Here is a 21,642-nt window from a genome sequence, read left to right on the forward strand (position 1 = left end):
CAACCGTTGCAACAAGAGGTGCTGGACACGCTGAATCGATACATCGGGGTCATGAATGAAAGACAGCTCCAAGCTTATCAGTCGAGAGTCGCGTTGACGGAAGAAGCTTTCACATCCAAAGCCAGCTTTCTGGATCACGACCCGTTGCCCGGATATGAAGAAGGGAAGACATGGGCGTTCTCAGGAAAGCGGATCAAACGTGGCTTATATCAAAGCCTGCAAGGTTTAATCCATGCAGATGTGAACGGTGCGGCGAACATTTTACGAAAAGTAGTCCCAAAAGCTACGGCTTATGGGATAGAGGGGTTGGACGGTAATCAGCCCGTCAACGTGTCAACTCCACTGGTGTTAAGCATTCGGTAGTTACGATTGACACACCAGAAACCCCCACTCCAACCGAAGCGTTAGCGGAGGTAAGTGGCGGGAGTATTCATTTGTACTCGCTTCTCAGGATGAAAGGGAAAGGCTGAAGGAGTTGAAGGACCGGGTTACAGGCCGATCCTTTCAGCTCGGGAAGTGAAGGGGAGCCTGTCAGATCGTTTCCTGAAGGCGTTTGGTAGCGATAAATTCGATAATTTCATAGTCGGCAATCTGTTTGATCCAAAACGGATCTTCTTTAATAATTTGCTCAAGCTCATCTTTCGATACTTGATCCGCTATGATGACCCCGCCATTTCGGGGAACTTTTGGGCCCGAAGCCAGAAAGACCGATTTTTCATAATACTTGTCGAGAAACTTGATGTGCTCATCTCTCGTTTCATTTACTTTTTCAATGGCTGCCTTATACTTCAAACTAATGATAAACAAATGCCTCACCTTTTTCGCTGTATATTTATTCCGAATAATCGGATTGCCACAAGATTTCAGGTTCAAACGGGCTTACTCGTTATGTAAAATCTTGTTTATAGTTTCTATTATGCCACCACTCTGCCTCGAGCTCCAGTCCATCCGAAACCGGACTTGATGACGGCGCGGTTTAATTTACAAAATGCTGTACGCTCTATTACGTTGCGTTAACAAACGGGGAGTAGTATAAATTTGTCAAATTCAATCGTGAGAGGCAGGGTAAGGAATGAAACGCAAACGGAAATGGAATAAGAGATTACTGGCGCCGGTGCTTGGACTGGCCGTCGTATTACCGGCGGCGCTGCCGATCCATGCAGCCTCAATCCAGGCGACCGTGAAATCTATCGAATTCATTGGTATGGCCGCTCCTGCAGATGCGAAGCAAATGGCGCAGGTTTATTCCGGCGCATCGGTGAAAGTCACTTACAGCGACAATTCCGTCAAGACGTTCCCGCTGACGTACAAAACGCTGTTCAAGTCCACGGATTCGATCGGCGGAACGATCGCAGGCGTCTCGGTCGACGCTAAAGGCAAGCCGATCATGGATACGAGCGTTCCGAACAACCCGGTGCCATTCGTCTCCGACTCGCCGGACGCCAACAGCCTGTTCCAGGTGCCGGGCATGAGCCCGACTGGACTCAGCGGCAACGCGCTGTCGCTTGTCACCCACTATGAATACATTACGGCCAACAACGCGGGTAAATCCGCATACGGCATTGTGCCGGCGAGCATGAGCCTGACGAAGCTGGACCAGAACAAGAAGACGGGCGAACTGACGCCTACAGAATTGAACAAAATCGATTTCTCCGGTGTGGCCGGACTTTGGATTCCGTGCAACGGCTCGCTGTCGCCATGGAATACGCATCTAGGCAGCGAAGAGTATGAGGCGGATGCGCGCGCTTATGAGGCCGATCCGAAGCAGACTTATGTAGGTTCGTTCGTACAGAACTATTACCAGGATACGACCAAGGTCGGCAATCCGTACAACTACAACTACATCGTTGAAGTGACCGTGAACAAGGACAACACTTCGAGCGTCGTCAAGCACTACAGCCTGGGCCGCTTCTCGCATGAGCTGGCTAAAGTAGCGCCTGACAACAAGACGGTTTACTTCGGCGATGACGGCGGCAACACGATGCTGTTCATGTATGTAGCCGACAAGGAGAAGGATTTGTCCAGCGGCACGCTGTACGCGGCCAAATGGATCCAGACGAGCGCGGCGAACGGCGGCTCCGCGAATCTGCAATGGATCAAGCTGGGCCATGCCAGCGACAGTGAAGTGAAAAGCTATATTGACCAAGGCTTGAAATTCAGCGATCTGTTTGAAACGTCCGACAAGCCAGCGGACGGCTTCAAGGCGATCAAGACATATCCAAGCGGGAAAGTCGAGTATTTGAAGGTGAAACCGGGTATGGAGAAAGCTGCTGCTTTCCTGGAATCCCGCCGCTATGCCGCACTGCTCGGCGCAACTTCCGAGTTTAACAAAATGGAAGGCGTTACGCTAAACGTACAAGACAAGAAAGTTTACGTTGCGATGTCCTATGTCGAGAAGGCGATGGAGAAGGATGCCAAGGGCACGGATCCAGTCGATGACATTCATGTAGACAAAATTTCCGCCGGCGTTACATATGAGCTGGCCTTGACCGGCGGCCAGAAAGACAAGAATGGAGCGGCGATCGACAGCGCCTACGTGCCGCAGACGATGAAGGGCCTCGTATGGGGCGAAGATCTGGCGACGCCTGACGCCAAGGGCAATACGGCGGCCGACGACAAGGTCGCGAATCCGGACAATGTGTCTTACTCGGAGCAGCTGCGTACGTTGTTCATCGGTGAAGACAGCGGCAAGCACGCCAACAACTACGTATGGGCGTACAACATCGACACGCATCGGCTGTCCCGCATCCTGAGCACGCCATCCGGCGCGGAAGCGACCGGCCTGCAGGTCGTGGACGATCTGAACGGCTTTAGCTACGTGATGAGCAACCTGCAGCATCCGGGCGATGAAATGATCGTTCCGGAGCCGCTGAAAGCTGAAGTTCTGCACAATATCGACATGAACTTCAATAACCGCAAGTCCGGCATGGTGGGCTATCTGTCCGGCTTGCCAAGCATGAAGCAGTTGAAGGACGACGCTCCGGTGCTGTCCGGAGGGAACAAAGCCGTAGACAAATCGCTAATCGTACTGCGCGACGAGACGAAAGCGGCAGGGGCAACGCTGGAGTGGCACGGGAAGAATAAAGAAGTCGTCGTGACCAAGGGAACGCACAAGCTGACCCTTCGCGTCGGCGCGAAAACCGCCCTCATCGATAGCGTGACCGTTAATCTTCCGGTTGCCACACAGGTCGTGAAGGGTAAGGTCATGTTCTCTGCCAGCGTCTGGAACCAGTTCGCAGAGACGTAAGCAGCGCTTCCAGAGAAACCTGAAATTTAGACGCAAGACCAAGCGGAGAGACCGCCCGGTTCGCTGGGTGGTCTCTCCTTTCTACCAGGGGAAAGGGGAATACCTGTTGTGAGAACAAGACAAGTAGTCGGTACGACAGCCCGATTTGGAGGCCCGAAACTATGGACCGCTGTGGCGGCCCTTCTGCTGGCAGGTATGCTGATGCTGCCGGCAGACGCGTACCAAATGGATATGGGGAGCTCCGGCGAGGCAGGCGAAGGCGCGGGATTGCAGGTTACGCTGGATGGTCGTCTGCTGCCGAATCCGGCGATCGAGAGCAGCGATCTGGGCGAAATCCGGCTGCAGGTGCGCGACGTGGCGGAGGCGATGAACCTGCCGGTCAAATGGGATGCAAGGCACCATGCGGTCATTGTTGGAGACGGCATGTACCCGGAGGCGAACGGAGGCATGAACGCGGGCATGCATCAGGAGAGCGGGGCCCTGAAGCCGCATACGATGGGAAACAGCATCGTTTGGAACGGCAGACTGCTGGCTGCTGACCTGGAGCCGATGCTGATCAACCGGTCCATGACGGTTGTTGCGGATTCGCTTGCGGACGCGATCGGCCTAGCCTACAAGTTTGACGCCGGACGGCACCGGATTCAGCTGACGACCGCGCAGGCGTCCGAGCAGTTCAAGACGGGGCTTGGGCAGGTAGAGGACGTCCTGCACGGGAAGGGCATGACGCCGGATATTGCGGCGGACGGCACGAAGGAGTTCACGCTGACCGCGGAGCTGCACGACTGGGCGCCGGTGAACGGCGTGCTGACGACTGCCTGGACGTTCAACGGCCAGGTGCCGGGGCCGACCATCCGGGTGACGGAGGGCGACCATGTCCGCATCCATTTCATTAATCGGCTGCCGGAGCCGTCAACCGTCCATTGGCATGGTATTCTGCTGCCGAATGAGATGGATGGCGTACCGGGACTGACACAGGATGCTGTTCAGCCCGGCGGCTCGTTCGACTATGAATTTACGGCCAGCCATGCGGGAACATTCATGTACCACTCGCATTACGACGACATGAAGCAGATCGGCAGCGGCATGTACGGCGCATTCATTATCGACCCCAAGGCGACGGCTGTCCCGGCGGGAACCGGCGATCTTACGGCACAAACGAAGTACGATCACGATTATACGATGCTGCTGTCCGGTTTCCACGTGAACACGGCGATGGAAGAGGAGCAGGATTATTTTACGATAAACGGGGTTAGTTACCCGGATACGCCGCCGCTTGATGTCAAGAAGGGCGATACCGTGCGAATTCGGCTCATTAACATAGACACGATGGAGCCGCATACGATGCACCTGCACGGCATGGATTTTGCGCTCGTTGCCCGAAACGGCAGTCCGCTGAAATCGGTGGAGACGATGAACACGGTGCTGATCGGCCCCGGCGAGACAGCGGATATTGCACTGCGCGCCGAAGCGATCGGCAAATGGGTGTTCCACTGTCATATTCTTGACCATACCATGAACGGCGGTGATATGAGCACGGGTGAGATGGGCGGATTGATCAGCCTGTTGAACGTAACAGAATAGATAGGGGAATGTGACCGTCCGGAGCTTTATTTTACGTTCCGGACGGTTTATCTTGGCCTTTTATCGGTCTGCTTTTTGGCGTATCCTTAAATGAACCGTTTAAGGTGCCGAAGGAAGGCAAACTTCGATTGTGGTTCCTTCGTTTTCTTTACTGAATACAGCTACCGTTCCATGATGATTCTCAATGATTTTCTTGCTGACCATGAAGCCGAGCCCGGTTCCTTTTTCCTTTGTCGTGTAAAAGGGTTGCCCGAGTCTGGAGAGAATATGTGCGGGAATCCCGCATCCATGGTCCATAAACCGCAGCAGTATGGTATTTTCATCCTTTCTTTTTAGCTGAATGATGACGGTTCCTCCATGCGGCATGGCTTCAATCGCGTTTTTGATGAAGTTGATGCAGACTTGTTTCAATTGATTCTCGTCGCACAGAATGCGGGAGGTGCCGGGCTCAAATTCCGTTACGATCTCGACATTGTTCATAATAGCCTGCGTGTCCAATAAAGTGATGACTTGGGCCAGAAGCACTTGAATATTCTTGCGTTCAAAGTGAACCAATTGGGGTTTTGCTAAAATGAGCAGCTCGCTGAGGATCATCTCAATGCGCTCAATTTCCGAAGACATAATATCGTAATACAGCCGTTTCTCGGTGATTCCTGATTTCATGAGCTGCACGAAGCCTTTGATCGCCGTGATCGGGTTGCGGATTTCATGAGCGATGCCCGCAGCCAATTGACCGGCGATCGACAGCTTTTCTGAATTGATCAATATTTGTTCCGCTCGCTTGTAGGCCGTCATATTCCTGAAGTTAATAGCCCAACCGCTATGGTTCCTGGCTTCATCCAGCAGCGGGAACAAGGATATCGTTACGGGAATCTCAATGCCGTCCTTTCTCCTTCTGGTAGCTTCAACCGAATGGGGCTTCAATTGGTTTAACGCCGAGATGAGCTTGGGCTTGTAGCCGCCCGGGATATTTGGAAGATCAAACACGACGGATCCAACAAGCTCCGAGGACAACCATCCGAACGTTTCTTCAAAGGCCCGGTTTACTCTTGCCACCCTGTATTCCGTGTTTATGATCAGGACCGGATCGATGTTATGGTTGATATAAGACTCCAGCTGCTGTTTGGTTGCGAGCAATTTCTGTTCCGCCTGCTTCTTCTCGCTAATATCGCGGCATGTCCCCGCTATTCCGATAATATGCCCGTTTGTGTCCCGTACAGGGGATAATGTTAGGGAAGTCTCGACCAAACTGCCGTCTTTACGCAGCCGAACCGTCTCGTAACCGGTAATCGAACGTCCGGACAGAACTTGCCTGTGAAGCTCGGTGATTTGATCCCGGAGATATTCCGGTACGATGGGCAACCTCTTGTTTATAATTTCTTCAGAGCGCCACTGAAACAGCCTCTCGAAGGCGGGGTTCGTCTCCAGAACAACTTCTTCGCAGTCAACGAGCCAAATGGCGTCCGCATTATTCATGAGGAAGGATTCCAGTCTTTCTTTCGTCGTCCTCAGTTCGTCTTCCGCTTGTTTGCGCATTGTAATATCCCTGCTGACGCACAAAATCTGCACAATACGGCCATCTTCATTGCAAATGCTTTTGACGGTGGCCTCGAGCCAAACGTAATGCCCCCGCTTGTGGCGAACCCGGCGCAGGATCCTGTCGACATCCCAATTATGGAGGGTACCGGACATTAGCAAAGCGTTCAGATCTTCCGGATGCCAATTGTCGGTCATCAATGTACCGATCACTTCATCCGTCTCATAACCGAGCAAATGGCGGACAGCGGGCGAAGCATAGCGGATAACCCCGTCAGGATCGGCAAAGGTAATGACATCCTGGGCATTCTCCGAAATAATACGGTATAATTTTTGGCTTTCCTCAAGCCGGGCGATCATTTCCATCCGCTCGGTAATATCCCGGGATACGGTGATGATCTCTTTGATTTGATTCGTGACCGGATCCGGCAGGGCGATGGCAATCGCTTCAAGCCACAAATAGTTGCCATCCTTTTTCCGCAATCGAAAAATGCTGCCCGACTGCTTGCCGTCTTGAAGAACGGCTTTTTGCGCCTCAATTCCTTTTTGAAAATCATCGGGGTGCAGATACTGAAACCCTGGCTTGCCAATCATCTCTTCGGGAGTATACCCCAGAACTTCATAACAGGAAGCGGATGCGTCCAGATAAGTGCCGTCCAGGCTATGTATGGTGATAAAATCGAAACTATGATCTACAACGGACTGGTAGAGCAGATTTCTCTCATGCAAAAGGCGTTCTTTCTCCAGCAAGCTGTTCTCCGCGTGCCTTTGTTCGGTAATGTTGATGAATTGTGCAATAAAAAATGGAGAACCAGTATCATCGTCGCTGACTAGCGAAACAGCCAGTATGACCCATACGGTATTTCCGTCTTTGTGAAGGTACCGCTTCTCCATCTGATAGGACTCCCGTTCGTAGCGGAGCAATTCGGCAATAAGCTTGTCATCAAGCTCCCGGTCTTCCGGATGCGCGATTTCCTGGAAGCTCATTTCCTTCAATTCGGATTTGGAATACCCAAATATGGAGCAGACCGCCGAATTAACCTTGAGGAAGCTTCCATTCGCTGCTACGAGAGCCATGCCAATCGGAGAATATTTAAAGGCCTGAATAAATAGAGACTCATTTACCGACTTGTAGTCAAATGACATTAGCATACCTCCGATTCAGGACAGATTAACTTGAAGGAAATTTTCTAGCTGAGTTCTCGTTTTTCCTGCTTTATCTGTTCGAATTTTGCGTTTTTGGCGAAAAGGGGGATTCATAGAAAAAAAGGGGATTAACTTTGAATTTGCTCAAAATAGTTTAGAAGGGGTATTGAACTGGGAACAGCCGGAAAATTGGGGGCGGCGGGTTTTGCAGCCCTTAAGCGGATCGTGGAATAAACAGGGATGACTTGAACAAGAAACAAGGCCGCGGAGGATCGTGCGGCCTTGTTTACGTTCAGCATTATAGCTGGAGCCTAGCAGAAAAAAACGTATATTTATCCATTTCATATGTTCTTCCCGTACGCGCTGGCGGTAATCATGTCCGAAAGCTCCGCTTTTTGTGATTGGTAATCCTCGGGCGTCAGGCTCCCCTCCTCAAGCCGCTTGCTGAGCAGTTTGTTCATTTCCGACGTTTGCAAGTCAATGACCGCTTGAACATCTGCCTGATTCGCTTCGGCAATGTCGGCAAGCGATTTTCCGTCGAAGAGCGCCTCGTAAACCTCGTTATCGTCCGCTGCGCCTAAAGTCTGCAGAAACGGATCTGCAGGCGCCAAGGCCGGAAACTCGGTAGTAAAGGCGGGAGGAAAGGGATAGAGGAGCCCGGTTTTTCCATCCGGGTTTAACGCGGCGCGGGCTCCTGTCTGCTCCTTCCAAAGCGCCCCTCCGATTGTAAGGGTCAGAGCCATCGTACTGATGATCCAGATACGGTAACCGTTCTTGTTCATGCTTGATCCTCGCTTTCTTCTTCAGGTTCCTGACAACAGCTTACCCCGCTTGTCTTAAAACAAGTTGAAAATCAAATAAAGATTGGATAAAAAATGAAACGGCTCCCGTCATAGGACGGGAACCGTTTTGGAGTTTATAGCCGTTTGTATGAACCAGTCCGACCTGCCGACCTGACCTGTCATTTCGAACTGCGCGCAATAAAGCTTTTGATCAGATTGTCACACCATTCGATGTAGAGGCGCTCATACTGTACGCCAAACTCAGCGACCGGAATGGTTGAAGCAATAGGATCGTCCGGATTGTCAGGATCAAGCCTTGCCGTCAGCTCCGCTACTTTCTCCGAATAAACGGCCAGCTTCTCTTCATGCCGTTTTTTGATTTCTTCGACCTGGGTTCTCATCTGCTCAGGATCTACAAGCCAGGAGTTGTATGCCTTGAGCAGGAAATCGTCACGAACATTTTCGACGCCACCTGGCTCTAACGTCCACCCGATTAAAGCGTCCCGGCCCGCCTCCGTGATCTCATACAGTTTTCGGGCGGGGCGGTAAGTGTGCTGCTCCACGCTTTGAAGCTTGACTAGCCCCTCAGCCTCCATTTTGGATAATTCAGGATAAACCTGATTGCTGCCGACCTTCCAGAAAGGACCTATCCGGCCGTTCATGTGCAGCTTGATATCGTAGCCGCTCAGAGGCTCCCGCGCCAATAAGGAAAGAAGGGCGTATCGTATCGAACTCATAAAAGCATCTCCTTGTCCCGAAACACATGACCATATTTGATAGGTTCATTCTAATCTATATTTGGTCTGCTTACAACTGCAAACTTAGGTTAAACTTAACTTATATTTGTGTTGACTCACAAAAATCTATAGGTTATATTTGACCTATATTAATATTAACCAAAAAATGAGAAGGGGAAAACTAATGAAAAAAGCAGTAATGATGTACTTGAAAAAACCGCAAACCAAAATTGCGGTGATTGTGGCGCTGATGGCCCAAATTATTTTTTGCGCGGTGTGGATGACAGCTTATGATGGTGTAATGGATCGGGTGGAGCATTTGAAAATGGCTATTGTCAATCAAGATGGAGAGGCTGGAAGCAATATTCAAAAGCAATTGCAAACCAATCTGCCGTTTGAAGTTGTGGCGCTTACCCCGGAGCAGGCAAAGGATGAACTTTTAAAACGAAACATTCATTTGATACTCACCATTCCTAAACATTTCGGCGAAGCTTTGACAACGCCCGGAATGCAGGCCAAGCTTGCATATACGCTCAATGAATCCAATCCGCAGTTGACGAAAAGCGTGATGCAAACCTTGATCAGCCGGATCACGAATGAAATGAACAGCAGCGCCGCCCTCCAAGGCACGCAGCTTGTGCTGCAGCAGTTGAATCTGCCTGCCGATCAAGCGTCCAAAACGGCCCAAAGCGTTCTCAGCAAGGTCGATTCCCGGGTGCAATCCTTGAATCCGGTTGAAGGCATGCATAACCAAATGGTTCCGATGATGCTGGTGCTCGCTTCTTATGTAGGCGCCATGCTGATGGCCATGAATATCCACCAGGTATCGGAAACGATCGGCTCCGCCCTTTCCAAAAGACAGCATTTGGCGTTCCGCTTCATCATCATCATTGTCGCAGCTGCCCTTATATCTATTGCCGGTTCCTCGCTGATCGCTGCTCTCGGAGGGCAAATGGAAAGAGGCTTTGGCTTGTTCTGGCTGTTCCATTTCCTGACCCTTGTAACCTTTATGTTCTTTGCGCAAATGTTCCTGGTCGTGTTCGGTATGGCCGGAATGTTCCTGAACATGGCTGTACTTTCGCTGCAGCTCGTCACCTCCGGGACGATCGTGCCGAAGCAAATGCTGAGCAGCTTCTACCAATCGCTGGGCCATTTCCTTCCGGCAACCTACTCTGTCGAAGGAATCATGAATTTGCAGTTTGGCGGTATTCATACGGAGAACGATGTATGGATGCTTCTGGTTACGATTGCGAGCAGCTTGGTCATTACGATAGGGGCTGTGGCTATCAAAAAGCAGCGCAACACGCTTCAAGTATCTGAAACTTCGGCTGCTCCCGAGGCTGCGTAAAGTTTTTTTCAGGCTGATAACGACTGATGAAAAACTAGAAAGCGAAGAGGCTGTCCCAGGGGCAGCCTCTTGGAGTATTACATTATCGCAGGATGCAGCGGCCCTTAAAGCTGCTTGCTTCCATATTCAAACCGGATGTCGGCAATCTTGCCGCCTGCAACAAAACCAATGTTTTGATACACCTTATCGAGCACAGTCCGGCAACAATTGCGCTGGCATATCCTTGCCTGCGCAAAGAAGGCGGGGTGTAAACTCCGTTGATGCGAGCATGCCTGGGGGAGCGGTGCGCAATGGAAGCCATCGAAAGGGGACGGCCGTCGACGATCCATAGATACAAGTTGCCTGCCGAATATTCTCACTCCTTAAATTTTTGCTACAAAGGATCGCCGTTTGGCAGCTCCTTTTTGGGGGATGACGCAGGAGCGGACAGACGCTCTCTGGCGATTTGAATAAACTGCTGCGCGGCGCGGCCTAAATATTTGTCCGCTCTGTATATAATCCCCATTTTCCTCAGCGGAGGATGGTCCGTGATCGGGATAATGCGCAGATCGGGAGCGGATATGGACTCGGCTAAAGGGTAGGTTTGTATCGTGGCTCCGATGTTCTCGCGAACAAATTGGAACAGCGACATATTTGAGCTTGTCTCCACAATGGTATTCAGCTCGACCCCGTGCTCCCTGCAGTGGTTTTCAATCCCTTCTCTTCCAATAAAGCCTTTGGGATACATAATCAGGGGCAATTTTTTCAGTTCTGCCAAAGAAATGGACTTGCTATCCGCCAGTTCATGCTGCTGTGAAACCAATAAAACATACTCTTCCTGATACAGTGGAATGATGACCAAACGGTCATCCGATGACAAAATCGGAGCAATTCCGATATCAGCCTCCATATCCAGCACCTGCCGAACGATTTCTACCGAGGACAAGGTCTTTAGAAGCACTTTGGGAAATTGGTGGTGGAAATCGATTAACAGAGGAGTCAGCCGGTAATCGAGCTCCGACGGAAGCAGGCTGATGGTCAATCGTCCTCCGTAATGCTCGCGAAGCTCGCTGATTTCGCTTTTGGCGTTCTCCATATTTTGAAAAATGTCCTTGCAGTGCTTGAGCAGCACCGCCCCGGCTTCGGTGAGCGAGATGCGTTTGCCGATGCGGTCAAACAGGGGAACCCCGATTTCATCCTCCAGCGCTTTGATCTGCAGGCTCAGGTTCGGTTGGGAAATCCCCATTTTTTCAGCCGCCTTCGTAAAATGCAATTCCTCGCAAACCGCCATGAAATAGGTCAAGTGTCTGAACTCCACCGTTATCACACCCCAATCATTTGTAATATAAATGATTATAATTTAGATCATTGAATTGATCAATTTTAAAGTTTGAAATACAATGGGGTGCAAATTCGAAGCGAGGAGAATCTGACGATGAAAAAATATTCCGCGTTATTGATGGGAGCCGCTCTGTTTGCGGCCTCGCTGAACCTGCGCCCGGCCATTAACTCCGTACCGCCCATTCTGGATGCGATTTGTAAGGAGCTTGGCATAAGCGCTCTTGTTGCCAGCCTGCTCACTTCCATTCCGGTCCTCTGCATGGGCATTCTGCCGCCGCTTGCCGTCAAGCTGGGACAACGCTTTGGAATCGAACGGATCATAACCTGGGCGCTCGCTATTATTGGTGCAGGCACTGTCCTAAGATTTTGGGCAAACTCGGCATTCATTCTGCTGATTACCGCATGCATTGCCGGAGTCGGTATCGCGGCTGCCAGTCCGCTATTATCCGGCTTCATCAAGAAGCACTTTCATGCCAAAGTGCCTTTGATGATCAGCCTCTATACCGTTGCGATGGCCGTCGGGGCTACAATCGCTTCCGGCTTGTCGCTCCCGCTGCAAAACGCGCTGCATACATGGAAGAGCTCGCTCGGAATATGGGCGATTCTGGCCGCTGCCGCGTTGTTGATCTGGGGAAGTCTTCTGTTCCAGATAGAACGGCCTAACGGGCGCGCCCAGGCAAGCGAAAGGATTAAGCTTCCATGGAGCGACCGCAAAGCCTGGCTGTTCACATTGTCATTTGGCCTGATGGCGGTGCTGTTCTATTCCATAACGGCATGGCTGCCGCAAATCATTCAAGGCTTGGGCTACAGCAAGGAGTATGCGGGCAGGATATTTACCGTTTTTTCGGTGACCCAGATCCCGCTTGGCTTGCTGCTCCCCGTGCTTCTTGGCAGAATTCCATCCCGGCTTTTCTGGCTGCTGACCGGTTCAGCCGTCATGCTCACTGGATTCCTGATGCTCCTGTTCTCCATACAGCCCTGGCTTGCCGCTATCCTGATCGGCTTCGGGCCGGGCATTCTGTTCCCGCTCAATCTGCTTCTTCCGATCGAAGCGGCTGGTGACGCGAACCAGGCTGCCGCATGGTCGGCGATGACCCAATCGGTCGGATATGTGCTCGGAGCGCTCGGTCCGATCCTGTTCGGCTGGATTCATGATTTGACCGGAAGCTACTCTTTGATCGTAACGGGGCTGATCATCGTCGTTTTGGTTATGGTCCTGGTTCAGCTTGGAGCTGTGCAGAGAAGGGAGCCGATATACCAATCGGCAGGCTGAAGAAACCTGCTTCAGTGACAAAAGCACACACCTGGGAAATAGAAGCTCATATGTTAAACATAGGATAATTATTATTGGCGATTGCGTAAGGTCTTGGTTATATTATTGATGAAGCATAGAAATAGACCGGGAGGAATGACGATGACGAAACCGGCCGACAGGAGCGGACAGCAAGCATCAGCCCCGGATGATGTACGGGAATATATCAAGCGGGTGCTGAATTTGATCGAAAAGAAAGAGGTCAGCGAGGAAGAAGCGGCGTGGATTACCAAAGAGACGGTCGAAGGGTTTCGGGACTATGTAAACCCCGGGTTTCTGGAATACCGCAAGACCGTAACCAAGGACGGCCAATATGCCGCCGTCGAATGGTCCGACAGCGGCTCCTGCTTTCAGGACGTGAACGGGAAAAGCTACATTGATTGCCTTGGCGGCTTCGGCATATACAATGTAGGGCATCGTAATCCGAAGGTGCTGAAGGCGGTTTTGGATCAGCTGAACCGGCAGGCGCTGCACAGCCAGGATTTGCTTGACCCGCTGCGCGCCATGCTGGCCAAAATTCTGGAGCGCATTACCCCGGGCGACCTGAAATATTCGTTCTTCACGAACAGCGGGACGGAAAGCGTGGAAGCTGCGCTGAAGCTGGTCAGAATGTACAGCGAAAGGACAACGATTCTGGCCGCGACCCGGGCTTTTCACGGGAAAAGCCTCGGCTCGTTGTCTGGCACGGCCAAAGGCATGTTCCGAAGGCCGTTCCAGCCGCTGCTGCAGGGGTTTCGCCATGTGCCTTTCGGCGATATTGACATGATGCGCGCAACCTTCGCGGTCTGCGCCGAAACTGCCGACGATGTGGCAGCCGTTCTGCTGGAACCGGTGCAGGGGGAGGGAGGCATCATTCTTCCGCCGCCGGATTATTTGCGGCAAGTCAGGGAGCTGTGCGACGAATACGGCGCCCTGCTCGTCTTCGATGAGGTGCAGACGGGAATGGGCAGGACAGGCAAAATGTTTGCCTCTGAAATCTACGGCGTCGTTCCGGATATTCTTTGCCTGGCCAAGGCGTTCGGCGGCGGCATCATACCGGCCGGGGTGGTGGTTGCCAAAGAGAAGGTGTTCCGGAATCTGTTCGGCAACCCGTTCATGCATACAACTACCTTTGGTGGCAATCCGCTAGCCTGCGCAGCGGCAATCGCTACGATTGACGTGCTGCTGGAAGAGAGGCTGCCGGAGCGGGCAGCCAAGGCGGGCTCGTATTTTCTGGAGCAGCTTCGCGAGGCCGCCCGGGGACAGGAAGATAAAATTTTGGATATCCGCGGCATCGGTCTGATGATCGGCATTGAATTCCATAGGGACGAAGTAGGCTATGAGGCAGCCAAAGGCATGTTCGACAACGGCGTTCTTGTAGCGGGTACGCTGATCAATTCCAAGACGATTCGGATCGAACCTCCCCTTACCATTACAAAAGAGGAAATTGATCAGGTTGTTGCGGCTTTCCGCAAGGTTGTGCAGCAAATTGAAGCCTGACTTAGGAGTGGCATGATGTCGTATACCATAAACAGCAGACCGAAACTGGACGGCTTCCGGATGCCGGCCGAATTTGAACCCCATGAAGGGACGTGGATGCTGTGGCCGACCAGAACCGACACCTGGAGGCTCGGCGCAAAGCCCGCTCAGGACGCCTTTTATGCCGTGGCGCTGGCAATCTCGCAGTTTGAGGCTGTAAATCTCGGCGTCTTGGGCAGCCAGTACGAGCATGTGAGGTCCATTTTCCCGCCGGAAATCCGGGTGATCGAGCTGTCCTACAACGACGCCTGGATGCGGGACATCGGCCCGACATTTGTCAAGAACGACCAAGGGGAGGTTCGCGGCATCGACTGGGGCTTCAACGCCTGGGGCGGATTGAAAGGCGGTTTGTATTTTCCGTGGGACCAGGATTTGTTCGTGAAACAGAAGGTGCTGGACATTGAGCGGCAAAGCCGCTATGATGCAAGCCATTTCATCCTGGAGGGGGGCTCATTCACGGTGGACGGGGAAGGGACTCTGATCACGACCGAGCAGTGTCTGCTGAACGCGAACCGCAACCCCGACATGTCGCGGGAGGACATTGAAGGCCAGCTCAAGGATTATTTGAACGTGGAGAAAATGATTTGGCTGGAGCAAGGCATGCGGGACGATGAAACGGACGGCCATGTTGACGAAGTGGCGGCGTTCATCAGGCCGGGAGCGGTTGCGCTGAGCTGGACGGATGACGAGAACGACCCGCAATATCCGGTTTTGAGCAGCGCTTATGAAGTGCTGAAGAACGCTGTGGATGCCAAGGGGCGAAAGCTGGAAATCCACAAGATACACATTCCGGAGCAGATCGTCCTTTCCGACGAGGATGCCCGGCTTATCGACAGGGCCAGACAAAGCTACAGCCGGAACTCGGGCACGCGCCTGGCCGCCACCTACGTCAACTTCTACATTTGCAACGGGGGCGTGGTGATGCCGGCTTTCGGAGATCCCAGGGACCGCGAGTCGTTTGAGCACATACAATGCCTGTTCCCGGAGCGGAAGGTCGTACAGGTGAACACGAGAGAAATCGCCTACGGCGGAGGCAATATTCATTGTATTACACAGCAGCAGCCGAAGGCCTGAAAGGCTGAAGAAGCAGCAGTCCGGCTGCCGAGGTCAAGCAGGCGGCTGGCGGCGGCAGCAGCGTGGCTGCGCAGAAGACGGATGAAGTCGGTATGAAATGAATAGAAAAATAGAAGACAGCGGTCCTTCTTCCCGGATACTCCGTAGAGGGACCGCTGTTTTTCTTGCTGAGGCTGTTATGTATAATTTCGGATGACACCCGGCGCTTGAACCTTAAACTTTTACATACTGCATGATGCTGCGCCCTCTAAACAGGTGGATGGCATTTCTGCCGTTATGTTTTGAACTGTACAGCGCTTTGTCTGCCAGACTGAGCATTTCTTTCAGTGTGCCATGTTCAGGACCGGCTTCAATAACGCCAAAGCTGGAAGTGATGCGGATCGTTCCTGCAGGGGTGTGCAGCGGATTGTCGGCAATATCCTTCCGGATGATGTCCGCAAGCAATCCCGCCTCATCGAGCGTTAGTCCCGGCAAACAAAGGACAAATTCCTCCCCGCCATACCGTCCGAACAGATCTTCCTCCCGGAGGTGACGGCGGCAGATGCCCGTAACATGCCGGAGGGCATTGTCTCCCAATCATGTCCGTACCTGTCGTTGATCTTCTTGAAATGATCCAGATCAAACAGAATCAGCGACAGGGGCTCGTTCCGTAGGCAGTTTTTCTCCAGCGCCTCCCGGCTTTTCTCTATGAAATACCCGCGGCTCAAGGTTTGCGTCAAGCTATCGATCGTGGCCAGGTTGTGCAGCTTCTCCTGAAGAAGCGTCTGCTCCGTAACGTCGGTCAGATTGATCATGCTTCCGACGCACTTCCCGTCCCTTTTGGTGATCGAGGAGGAACGAATCAGGTAATAGCGAATTTGCTGTCAGTCGAACCATCTCAGCCGCTGTTCGCTGCCGATGAACGGATCTTTTTCGGCCCAATACCTCACCGCTTCCCCGCCGGCAGCTTCAAACAGCTCGTCAAGCGGTTTGCCGATTGCCGCTGCATTCAGGAACCCGATCATTTTCGAAGCGGCTGGATTAAAATCGACGATTCTTCCCGATAAGTCCATGACGAGTACGCCGTCCCGCATATGCTCAAACAGGCTTTCTCTCGCGAGAGGAGCAACGGTCAGCATGCCCCTCGTCCATATCGCCCAAAGATACATGGTGGAGGTTACGCTCATCAAGATGGGGACGGGATCAATTCCGTAAGGAGTAAGTCCCAATAAATATAAGAAGGATCCCAGAGCGGGAAGAAATATGCCGATAAGAAGGGTCATCATTTGCCACTGATAATTATGTCTTATCGTCTTCCATTTTCCGAGCATGATACAGCCGCTTGCAAGAAGGCATCCGCACGTGAAGCTCCCATGAACAATGTACCAGGGACCCATCGTAATTTCAGCAATAGGCGAAGGCGTTCCCGGGCGCAGGTGCAAATCGCGGTAAAACCAATGATGATAGTCGTTCGTAACAGCGAGGAGCGTTGTGATGAACGGAACGGCAAACAGAATAAACCGGTTTGTCCGGTTCAGCAGCTTATCGAGCCCGACAAAATACAGCACCAGAACAAGTTCGGCGGGGGCAATAAACGGCATGCCCAGATACTCCACTTTACTCCAGAAGGCGATTTCCCTCAGAGAGCCGCTTGAAAGCTCCAGCGCGTATCCGAAGATATAAACCGATGAAGCGGCCGCTATAATTATAAAAGCTTTTGTGCCTGGGAAATGGTTTCTTCTGTAATAAGCCAGCACAGCGAGCAGGACGTTCAGCACACCGGATAAGCAAATGATCACGATAAAGTCGGAAGTGAAAGAGCCCATCTACTAAACCTCCGCTCCACGGGAAGCGAAATCGGCAAAAAGGACGGTCCGGAGGAGGGTGGTCCAGAAGTCCGGAGCCTGTATTGTCTTTTGCATGAGGTCAATTGTCTCCCTATAAAAGATCTAGCTGATTAAATAGTATCATAATTCAATAAATAAGGAAGGCTTTGGCTTAGAGAAAGTATTGGTATGCTTGCCCCCGGGTCGGGATCGATGTTATCAATAGTAACGCAGATGTTTCCCTGTATGACCGCCGAAAAGAGCCCTGCTGGACAAAACGACGAAATTTCCGGCAGAGCTCTTTTACTTTTTGTCTAATGAGCCGAGGAAGGCTGCAGTGTAACATGTTAGATAATCCAACATTCGAAAGGGAATGCGGACACTGCGTTATATTTTAGCCAGTTAATATGACATGCGAAAAATAATTATTTTTTTCCTTATTTAGGGGGGATGAACATGCTGGAAGCAACGTCCGTACCGGAAATCAAGCTGGAAGGCGTTGAAATGAAATATCAAACGGCAGCTGCAGAGGTTCTGGCTCTTCATCAGATAAGCATTGACATTGCCCGGGGCGAATTCGTCTCCCTCCTGGGACCTTCAGGGTGCGGGAAGACGACGCTGCTGCGACTTATGGCGGATTTGATTCAACCGACCGGAGGAGAGGTCAAGGTTGCAGGTAAAAGTGCCAAGGAAGCGCGGCTGGCCCAAAAATACGGCATCGTCTTTCAAAGCCCCGTGCTGTATGAATGGAGGAAGGTGAAGCATAACATCACGCTGCCGCTGGAGCTGATGGGCATGAAGAAAGCGCAGCGGGAAGAGAAAGCGATGCGGCTGCTTGAGCTTGTCGGACTGCGCGGCTTTGAGGACAAATACCCCTGGCAGCTCAGCGGAGGGATGCAGCAGCGTGTAGCCATTGCCCGGGCGCTGTCGATGGAGCCGGAAATATTGCTGATGGATGAGCCGTTCTCGGCGCTTGACGAGTTTACGCGCGAAAGGTTGAACGAAGAGCTGCTGTCCATATGGTCAGAAGTCGGGAATACGGTTGTCTTTGTGACGCACAGCATTCCGGAATCCATTTTCCTCTCGGACCGCGTATTCGTGCTGTCGCCTCATCCGGGCCGTTTGTCGGCAGTGGTTGACATCCCGCTTCCCCGCCCGCGTACACCGGACATGCGGAACACCCCTGAATTTTTCGAGCTGATCGCCAGAATTCGCGGCAGCTTCGAAGGAGTGTGAAGAAGATGCGTCATCAGACGGTTCTCTTCCGCGGCAAGCTGCTGCCTGTCATCGTCTGGGTACTTGGGGTGCTTGTACTGTGGGAGGCGGTTTCCTGGCTTTTGCTGGACGTGATAAAGACGCCGCTTGCTCAATCCAAGCTTCCCTATGTTCATAAAGTGGCTGCAACCTTATGGGAGTATGGAGACACCCTTCTGAAAGAAGGCGGGGTCACCTTCTCCAATGCAGCCATCGGCTTTCTGCTCGGCGGTTTCACCGGCGCTCTTCTAGCCATCCTGATGAGCTTGTCCAAATGGTTGGAACAGCTGGCTTTTCCTTATGCGGTCGCCTCCCAGATGATTCCGATCCTGGGCCTGGCGCCGATCATCTACGGTATTGTACGCGATGAACAGATTTCGCGAATTCTCATTTCCGGTTATATTACCTTTTTCCCCGTTGCGCTCAATATGCTTCGCGGCTTGAGAAGCGTAACCTCGTCTTCGCTTGAGCTGATGTATGCTTACGCCGCCAAGCCCTGGGCGGTCTACTGGAAGCTGCGTTTCCCGGCTTCCATTCCGGGATTGTTCAGCGGCCTGAAGATTGCCGCCCCGCTCGCGGTTACCGGCGCTATTCTGGTTGAGCTGATGGGCGCCCGCCGCGGCATTGGCGTGATTATGCTCCGCAATCTCTATTACGGTCCGTCGCATACGTATATGTTCTGGTCGACGGTTATTGCAGGCGCCGTGATGGGAATCGCCAGCTACCTGCTAATGAGTTTGCTGGAACGGCTGGTGGCGCCATGGCAGCCTGAATTTCGTCCGAAAGGAGGCGGGCAGTGATGGATACAAACTCAGTCGGCGAGCCGTCCTATATTTCACCGCAAGCAAATGGGCAGGAAACGCCCGCCTCCCCGCAGAGGGAGCGGCTTGCGGCCGGAAGCCGGAAACCAAAGCCGGCTAAAGTGGCCGGCGGCCGCGGGCTTCCCGGAATGAAGCTGTGGCTCCCGCTGCTGGCGGGAGCAGCCTTTATAGCTTTATGGCAGGCAGGGGCGCTGCACAAGCTGTTTAATCTGAAGAAGTATCAGCTGCCTTTGCCAAGCGCAATCGTCGAGGCTTTAAGGGACAATCTCAGCATGCTTTTGTCCTATACGGGCTACACCCTTGCCGAAGCCGTGCTAGGCATGCTGGCGGGTTCGGCTTTGGGCTTCGGCGTGGCGCTGCTCGCAACTGCCTGGCCCAAGTGGGGGAGCGCCGGCCTGACGCTTGCAGCCGCTTTGAATGCGGTGCCGATCGTGGCGCTGGCCCCGATCATGAACCTGTGGTTCGGCGATGGCATTGGCTCCAGAGCCGCCATCGTAGCGGTGACGACAATGGCGGCGATGGCCATCAATGCCTACAAGGGGATGACCATGATCGACCCGCTGGCGCTCGATCTGATGCACTCCTATGCTGCCAGCAAAAGAGAGGTTTTCCGTTATCTTCGCATCCGCAGCAGCCTTCCCTTTGTGTTCACGGCTCTCAAGATCAACACGACAGCCAGCATGATCGGGGCGATTGTCGGAGAATTCTTTTTCTCCTCCCGCGGACTCGGGTACCTGCTGTCCAATTCGATCAAGGTGGCGAAGATGCCTTTGGGCTGGTCCTGTATTGTGCTTGCCGCCGTTGCCGGCGTGGTCTTCTATCTGATCGTCGAGCAGCTGGAGAAAGTGTTTCTGAAATGGCACCCGTCTCAAAGAAGTTGACAGCTAGCTTGAACTTGGAATGACTGCCCCTTGTGTATGACCGGATCGAATCACCGCCCCGAAAGACCTTGCCGGGAACGGAACTTTCATCCGTTTTGCATATGCCGCATCACGATCATCACCATACGCTGTTTAGCTTCATTAAAAAATAACCAAAAGAGCAGGGGGAGTTAATGAATGAGAGCAAACCGATTGAAAGTCCGGATGTCGCTGCTGCTCGCAGCAATGATGATGATTGCAGCCGTACTGGCAGGCTGCGGAAGCAGCAACAATGCGGAGCCGTCTGCAAGTTCGGCCGGGACCGGCGCGTCCGGTGAGCCGTCGGCCAGCTCGGATGCGCCGGCTGATCCAGTAACGGTCAGGCTGCAGCTGAAGTGGGTGCCGCAAGCCCAATTCGCAGGTTATTATGTCGCCCTGGAAAAAGGATATTACGAGCAGGAAGGGCTGAAGGTTGAAATTCTGCCCGGAGGACCCGACATTGTGCCTGAACAGCAGGTTGCCGGAGGAAGCGCGGATATCGGCGTCGACTGGGTGGCGAGCCTCCTGACGAGCCAGGAACAGGAAATGCCGCTGGTGCAAATTGCCCAGATTTTCCAAAAGAGCGGCCTTGTTCTGGTCTCCAAGAAATCGGCGGGCATCAATTCCCCTGCGGACCTGAAGGGCAAGAAGGTCGGCAACTGGATGGGCGGCAACGAGTTTGAAGTACTGGCCTTGTTTGACAAATACAAGCTGGATCCAAACAAAGATCTGAATTTCACCAAGCAGGGCTTCACGATGGACCAGTTCCTGACCGGTGAGATCGATGCCGCGTCGGCGATGACCTATAACGAATATCAGGTGGCGATTGAATCGGGTGTAGCCGCGTCGGATATGAATGTCATCGACATGAATAATGAGGGCGTCGCCATGCTCGAAGACAATCTGTTCGCGAACAAAGACTGGCTGGCGGACAACAAGGAGACTGCGGCCAAATTTGTCCGCGCTTCGCTCAAAGGCTGGAAGGACGCGATTGATAATCCGGAAGCCGCTGTTGACAGCGTCATGAAAGTGGCCGAGGAGGGAAGCACAACCCGGGAACACCAGCTCAAAATGATGGAAGAGGTATCCAAGCTGATTTTGCCGGAAGGCGCTGACAGCTCCAAGATGGGTTACACCGATGAAGCCATGTTCAAGCAGACGGCGGATATTGCCTTCAAATTCGGTGTCATCAAGAAGGAAGCCAATCTCGAGGAAGCTTACACGAATGAAATAGTCGAAATGGCAGCCAAGTAGGCGCATGC

General features: G+C 52.6%; 20 protein-coding genes and 1 pseudogene. 11 read left to right on the forward strand and 10 right to left on the reverse strand.

The window, feature by feature from the left end:
* Positions 1 to 87 precede the first annotated feature (87 nt).
* Positions 88 to 363, forward strand: a pseudogene (locus K7397_RS21430) (RNA-guided endonuclease InsQ/TnpB family protein); the annotation flags it as partial.
* Positions 364 to 531: 168 nt separating this feature from the next.
* Here the strand turns inward: K7397_RS21430 and K7397_RS08675 are convergent.
* Positions 532 to 807: a YciI family protein gene (locus K7397_RS08675; RefSeq protein ID WP_223067542.1), complete on the reverse strand. Its 276-nt coding sequence runs from the start codon at positions 805 to 807 to the stop codon at positions 532 to 534.
* Positions 808 to 1,072: 265 nt separating this feature from the next.
* Between K7397_RS08675 and K7397_RS08680 the strand changes: the two genes are divergently transcribed.
* Both K7397_RS08680 and K7397_RS21990 read left to right on the forward strand, forming a co-directional pair.
* Positions 1,073 to 3,247 carry an alkaline phosphatase PhoX gene (locus K7397_RS08680; protein WP_223067543.1) on the forward strand — a complete coding sequence of 725 codons (2,175 nt, stop codon included), beginning with the start codon at positions 1,073 to 1,075 and terminating at the stop codon, positions 3,245 to 3,247.
* Positions 3,248 to 3,355: 108 nt separating this feature from the next.
* Positions 3,356 to 4,828, forward strand: coding sequence for a multicopper oxidase family protein (locus K7397_RS21990; protein WP_223067544.1), 1,473 nt, complete (start codon positions 3,356 to 3,358; stop codon positions 4,826 to 4,828).
* Between the two features lie 99 nt (positions 4,829 to 4,927).
* On the opposite strand, the gene K7397_RS08690 is transcribed toward K7397_RS21990, so the two are convergent.
* The 3 genes from K7397_RS08690 to K7397_RS08700 form a co-directional block, all read right to left on the reverse strand.
* Positions 4,928 to 7,510: a PAS domain S-box protein gene (locus tag K7397_RS08690; RefSeq protein ID WP_223067545.1), complete on the reverse strand. Its 2,583-nt coding sequence runs from the start codon at positions 7,508 to 7,510 to the stop codon at positions 4,928 to 4,930.
* Between the two features lie 341 nt (positions 7,511 to 7,851).
* On the reverse strand, positions 7,852 to 8,292 hold the full coding sequence (locus K7397_RS08695; RefSeq protein WP_223067546.1) for a hypothetical protein: 441 nt from the start codon (positions 8,290 to 8,292) through the stop codon (positions 7,852 to 7,854).
* 179 nt (positions 8,293 to 8,471) lie between these two features.
* Entirely contained in the window at positions 8,472 to 9,029 is a 558-nt protein-coding gene (locus K7397_RS08700) for a PadR family transcriptional regulator (protein ID WP_223067547.1), read from the reverse strand.
* Between the two features lie 184 nt (positions 9,030 to 9,213).
* Between K7397_RS08700 and K7397_RS08705 the strand changes: the two genes are divergently transcribed.
* Positions 9,214 to 10,377 (forward strand): YhgE/Pip domain-containing protein, encoded by a 1,164-nt coding sequence (locus tag K7397_RS08705; RefSeq protein WP_223067548.1) that lies wholly within the window; start codon positions 9,214 to 9,216, stop codon positions 10,375 to 10,377.
* Between the two features lie 82 nt (positions 10,378 to 10,459).
* On the opposite strand, the gene K7397_RS08710 is transcribed toward K7397_RS08705, so the two are convergent.
* Positions 10,460 to 10,678 carry a GNAT family N-acetyltransferase gene (locus tag K7397_RS08710; RefSeq protein WP_237690796.1) on the reverse strand — a complete coding sequence of 73 codons (219 nt, stop codon included), beginning with the start codon at positions 10,676 to 10,678 and terminating at the stop codon, positions 10,460 to 10,462.
* Positions 10,679 to 10,750: 72 nt separating this feature from the next.
* On the reverse strand, positions 10,751 to 11,659 hold the full coding sequence (locus K7397_RS08715; protein WP_237690785.1) for a LysR family transcriptional regulator: 909 nt from the start codon (positions 11,657 to 11,659) through the stop codon (positions 10,751 to 10,753).
* A 132-nt stretch (positions 11,660 to 11,791) separates the two neighbouring features.
* On the opposite strand from K7397_RS08715, the gene K7397_RS08720 reads away from it, so the two are divergent.
* The 3 genes from K7397_RS08720 (at position 11,792) to aguA (ending at position 15,601) form a co-directional block, all read left to right on the forward strand.
* The gene (locus K7397_RS08720) at positions 11,792 to 12,970 is read left to right on the forward strand and encodes an MFS transporter (RefSeq protein ID WP_223067550.1); all 1,179 of its coding nucleotides are present in this window, start codon (positions 11,792 to 11,794) and stop codon (positions 12,968 to 12,970) included.
* 141 nt (positions 12,971 to 13,111) lie between these two features.
* On the forward strand, positions 13,112 to 14,488 hold the full coding sequence (locus tag K7397_RS08725; protein ID WP_223067551.1) for a putrescine aminotransferase: 1,377 nt from the start codon (positions 13,112 to 13,114) through the stop codon (positions 14,486 to 14,488).
* Between the two features lie 15 nt (positions 14,489 to 14,503).
* The gene (aguA, locus tag K7397_RS08730) at positions 14,504 to 15,601 is read left to right on the forward strand and encodes an agmatine deiminase (protein ID WP_223067552.1); all 1,098 of its coding nucleotides are present in this window, start codon (positions 14,504 to 14,506) and stop codon (positions 15,599 to 15,601) included.
* Here aguA and K7397_RS08735 read toward each other — a convergent pair.
* The 4 genes from K7397_RS08735 to K7397_RS08750 form a co-directional block, all read right to left on the reverse strand.
* Positions 15,576 to 15,800, reverse strand: a complete 225-nt coding sequence (locus K7397_RS08735) for a hypothetical protein (protein WP_223067553.1) — start codon at positions 15,798 to 15,800, stop codon at positions 15,576 to 15,578. The genes aguA and K7397_RS08735 overlap by 26 nt on opposite strands.
* 14 nt (positions 15,801 to 15,814) lie before the next feature.
* Complete coding sequence (locus K7397_RS21995; protein ID WP_223067554.1) at positions 15,815 to 16,177, reverse strand: GGDEF domain-containing protein; 363 nt, start codon at positions 16,175 to 16,177, stop codon at positions 15,815 to 15,817.
* Positions 16,063 to 16,395: a GGDEF domain-containing protein gene (locus K7397_RS22000; RefSeq protein WP_223067555.1), complete on the reverse strand. Its 333-nt coding sequence runs from the start codon at positions 16,393 to 16,395 to the stop codon at positions 16,063 to 16,065. Before K7397_RS22000 ends, K7397_RS21995 begins: the two co-directional genes overlap by 115 nt.
* A 69-nt stretch (positions 16,396 to 16,464) precedes the next feature.
* The gene (locus tag K7397_RS08750; RefSeq protein WP_223067556.1) at positions 16,465 to 17,406 is read right to left on the reverse strand and encodes a histidine kinase N-terminal 7TM domain-containing protein; all 942 of its coding nucleotides are present in this window, start codon (positions 17,404 to 17,406) and stop codon (positions 16,465 to 16,467) included.
* Between the two features lie 450 nt (positions 17,407 to 17,856).
* Between K7397_RS08750 and K7397_RS08755 the strand changes: the two genes are divergently transcribed.
* The 4 genes from K7397_RS08755 to K7397_RS08770 all read left to right on the forward strand — a co-directional run bounded on the left by K7397_RS08755 (position 17,857) and on the right by K7397_RS08770 (position 21,634).
* Positions 17,857 to 18,642, forward strand: a complete 786-nt coding sequence (locus K7397_RS08755; RefSeq protein WP_223067557.1) for an ABC transporter ATP-binding protein — start codon at positions 17,857 to 17,859, stop codon at positions 18,640 to 18,642.
* Positions 18,643 to 18,647: 5 nt separating this feature from the next.
* Positions 18,648 to 19,460 carry an ABC transporter permease gene (locus K7397_RS08760; RefSeq protein WP_223067558.1) on the forward strand — a complete coding sequence of 271 codons (813 nt, stop codon included), beginning with the start codon at positions 18,648 to 18,650 and terminating at the stop codon, positions 19,458 to 19,460.
* A complete protein-coding gene (locus K7397_RS08765) occupies positions 19,460 to 20,362 on the forward strand; it encodes an ABC transporter permease (protein ID WP_223067559.1) in 903 nt (300 codons plus the stop codon). Before K7397_RS08760 ends, K7397_RS08765 begins: the two co-directional genes overlap by 1 nt.
* 177 nt (positions 20,363 to 20,539) lie before the next feature.
* Positions 20,540 to 21,634 carry an ABC transporter substrate-binding protein gene (locus K7397_RS08770; RefSeq protein ID WP_223067560.1) on the forward strand — a complete coding sequence of 365 codons (1,095 nt, stop codon included), beginning with the start codon at positions 20,540 to 20,542 and terminating at the stop codon, positions 21,632 to 21,634.
* Positions 21,635 to 21,642: the final 8 nt, after the last annotated feature.

The sequence above is a fragment of the Paenibacillus caui genome (assembly GCF_019904135.1).
Lineage (GTDB): Bacteria > Bacillota > Bacilli > Paenibacillales > Paenibacillaceae > Fontibacillus > Fontibacillus caui.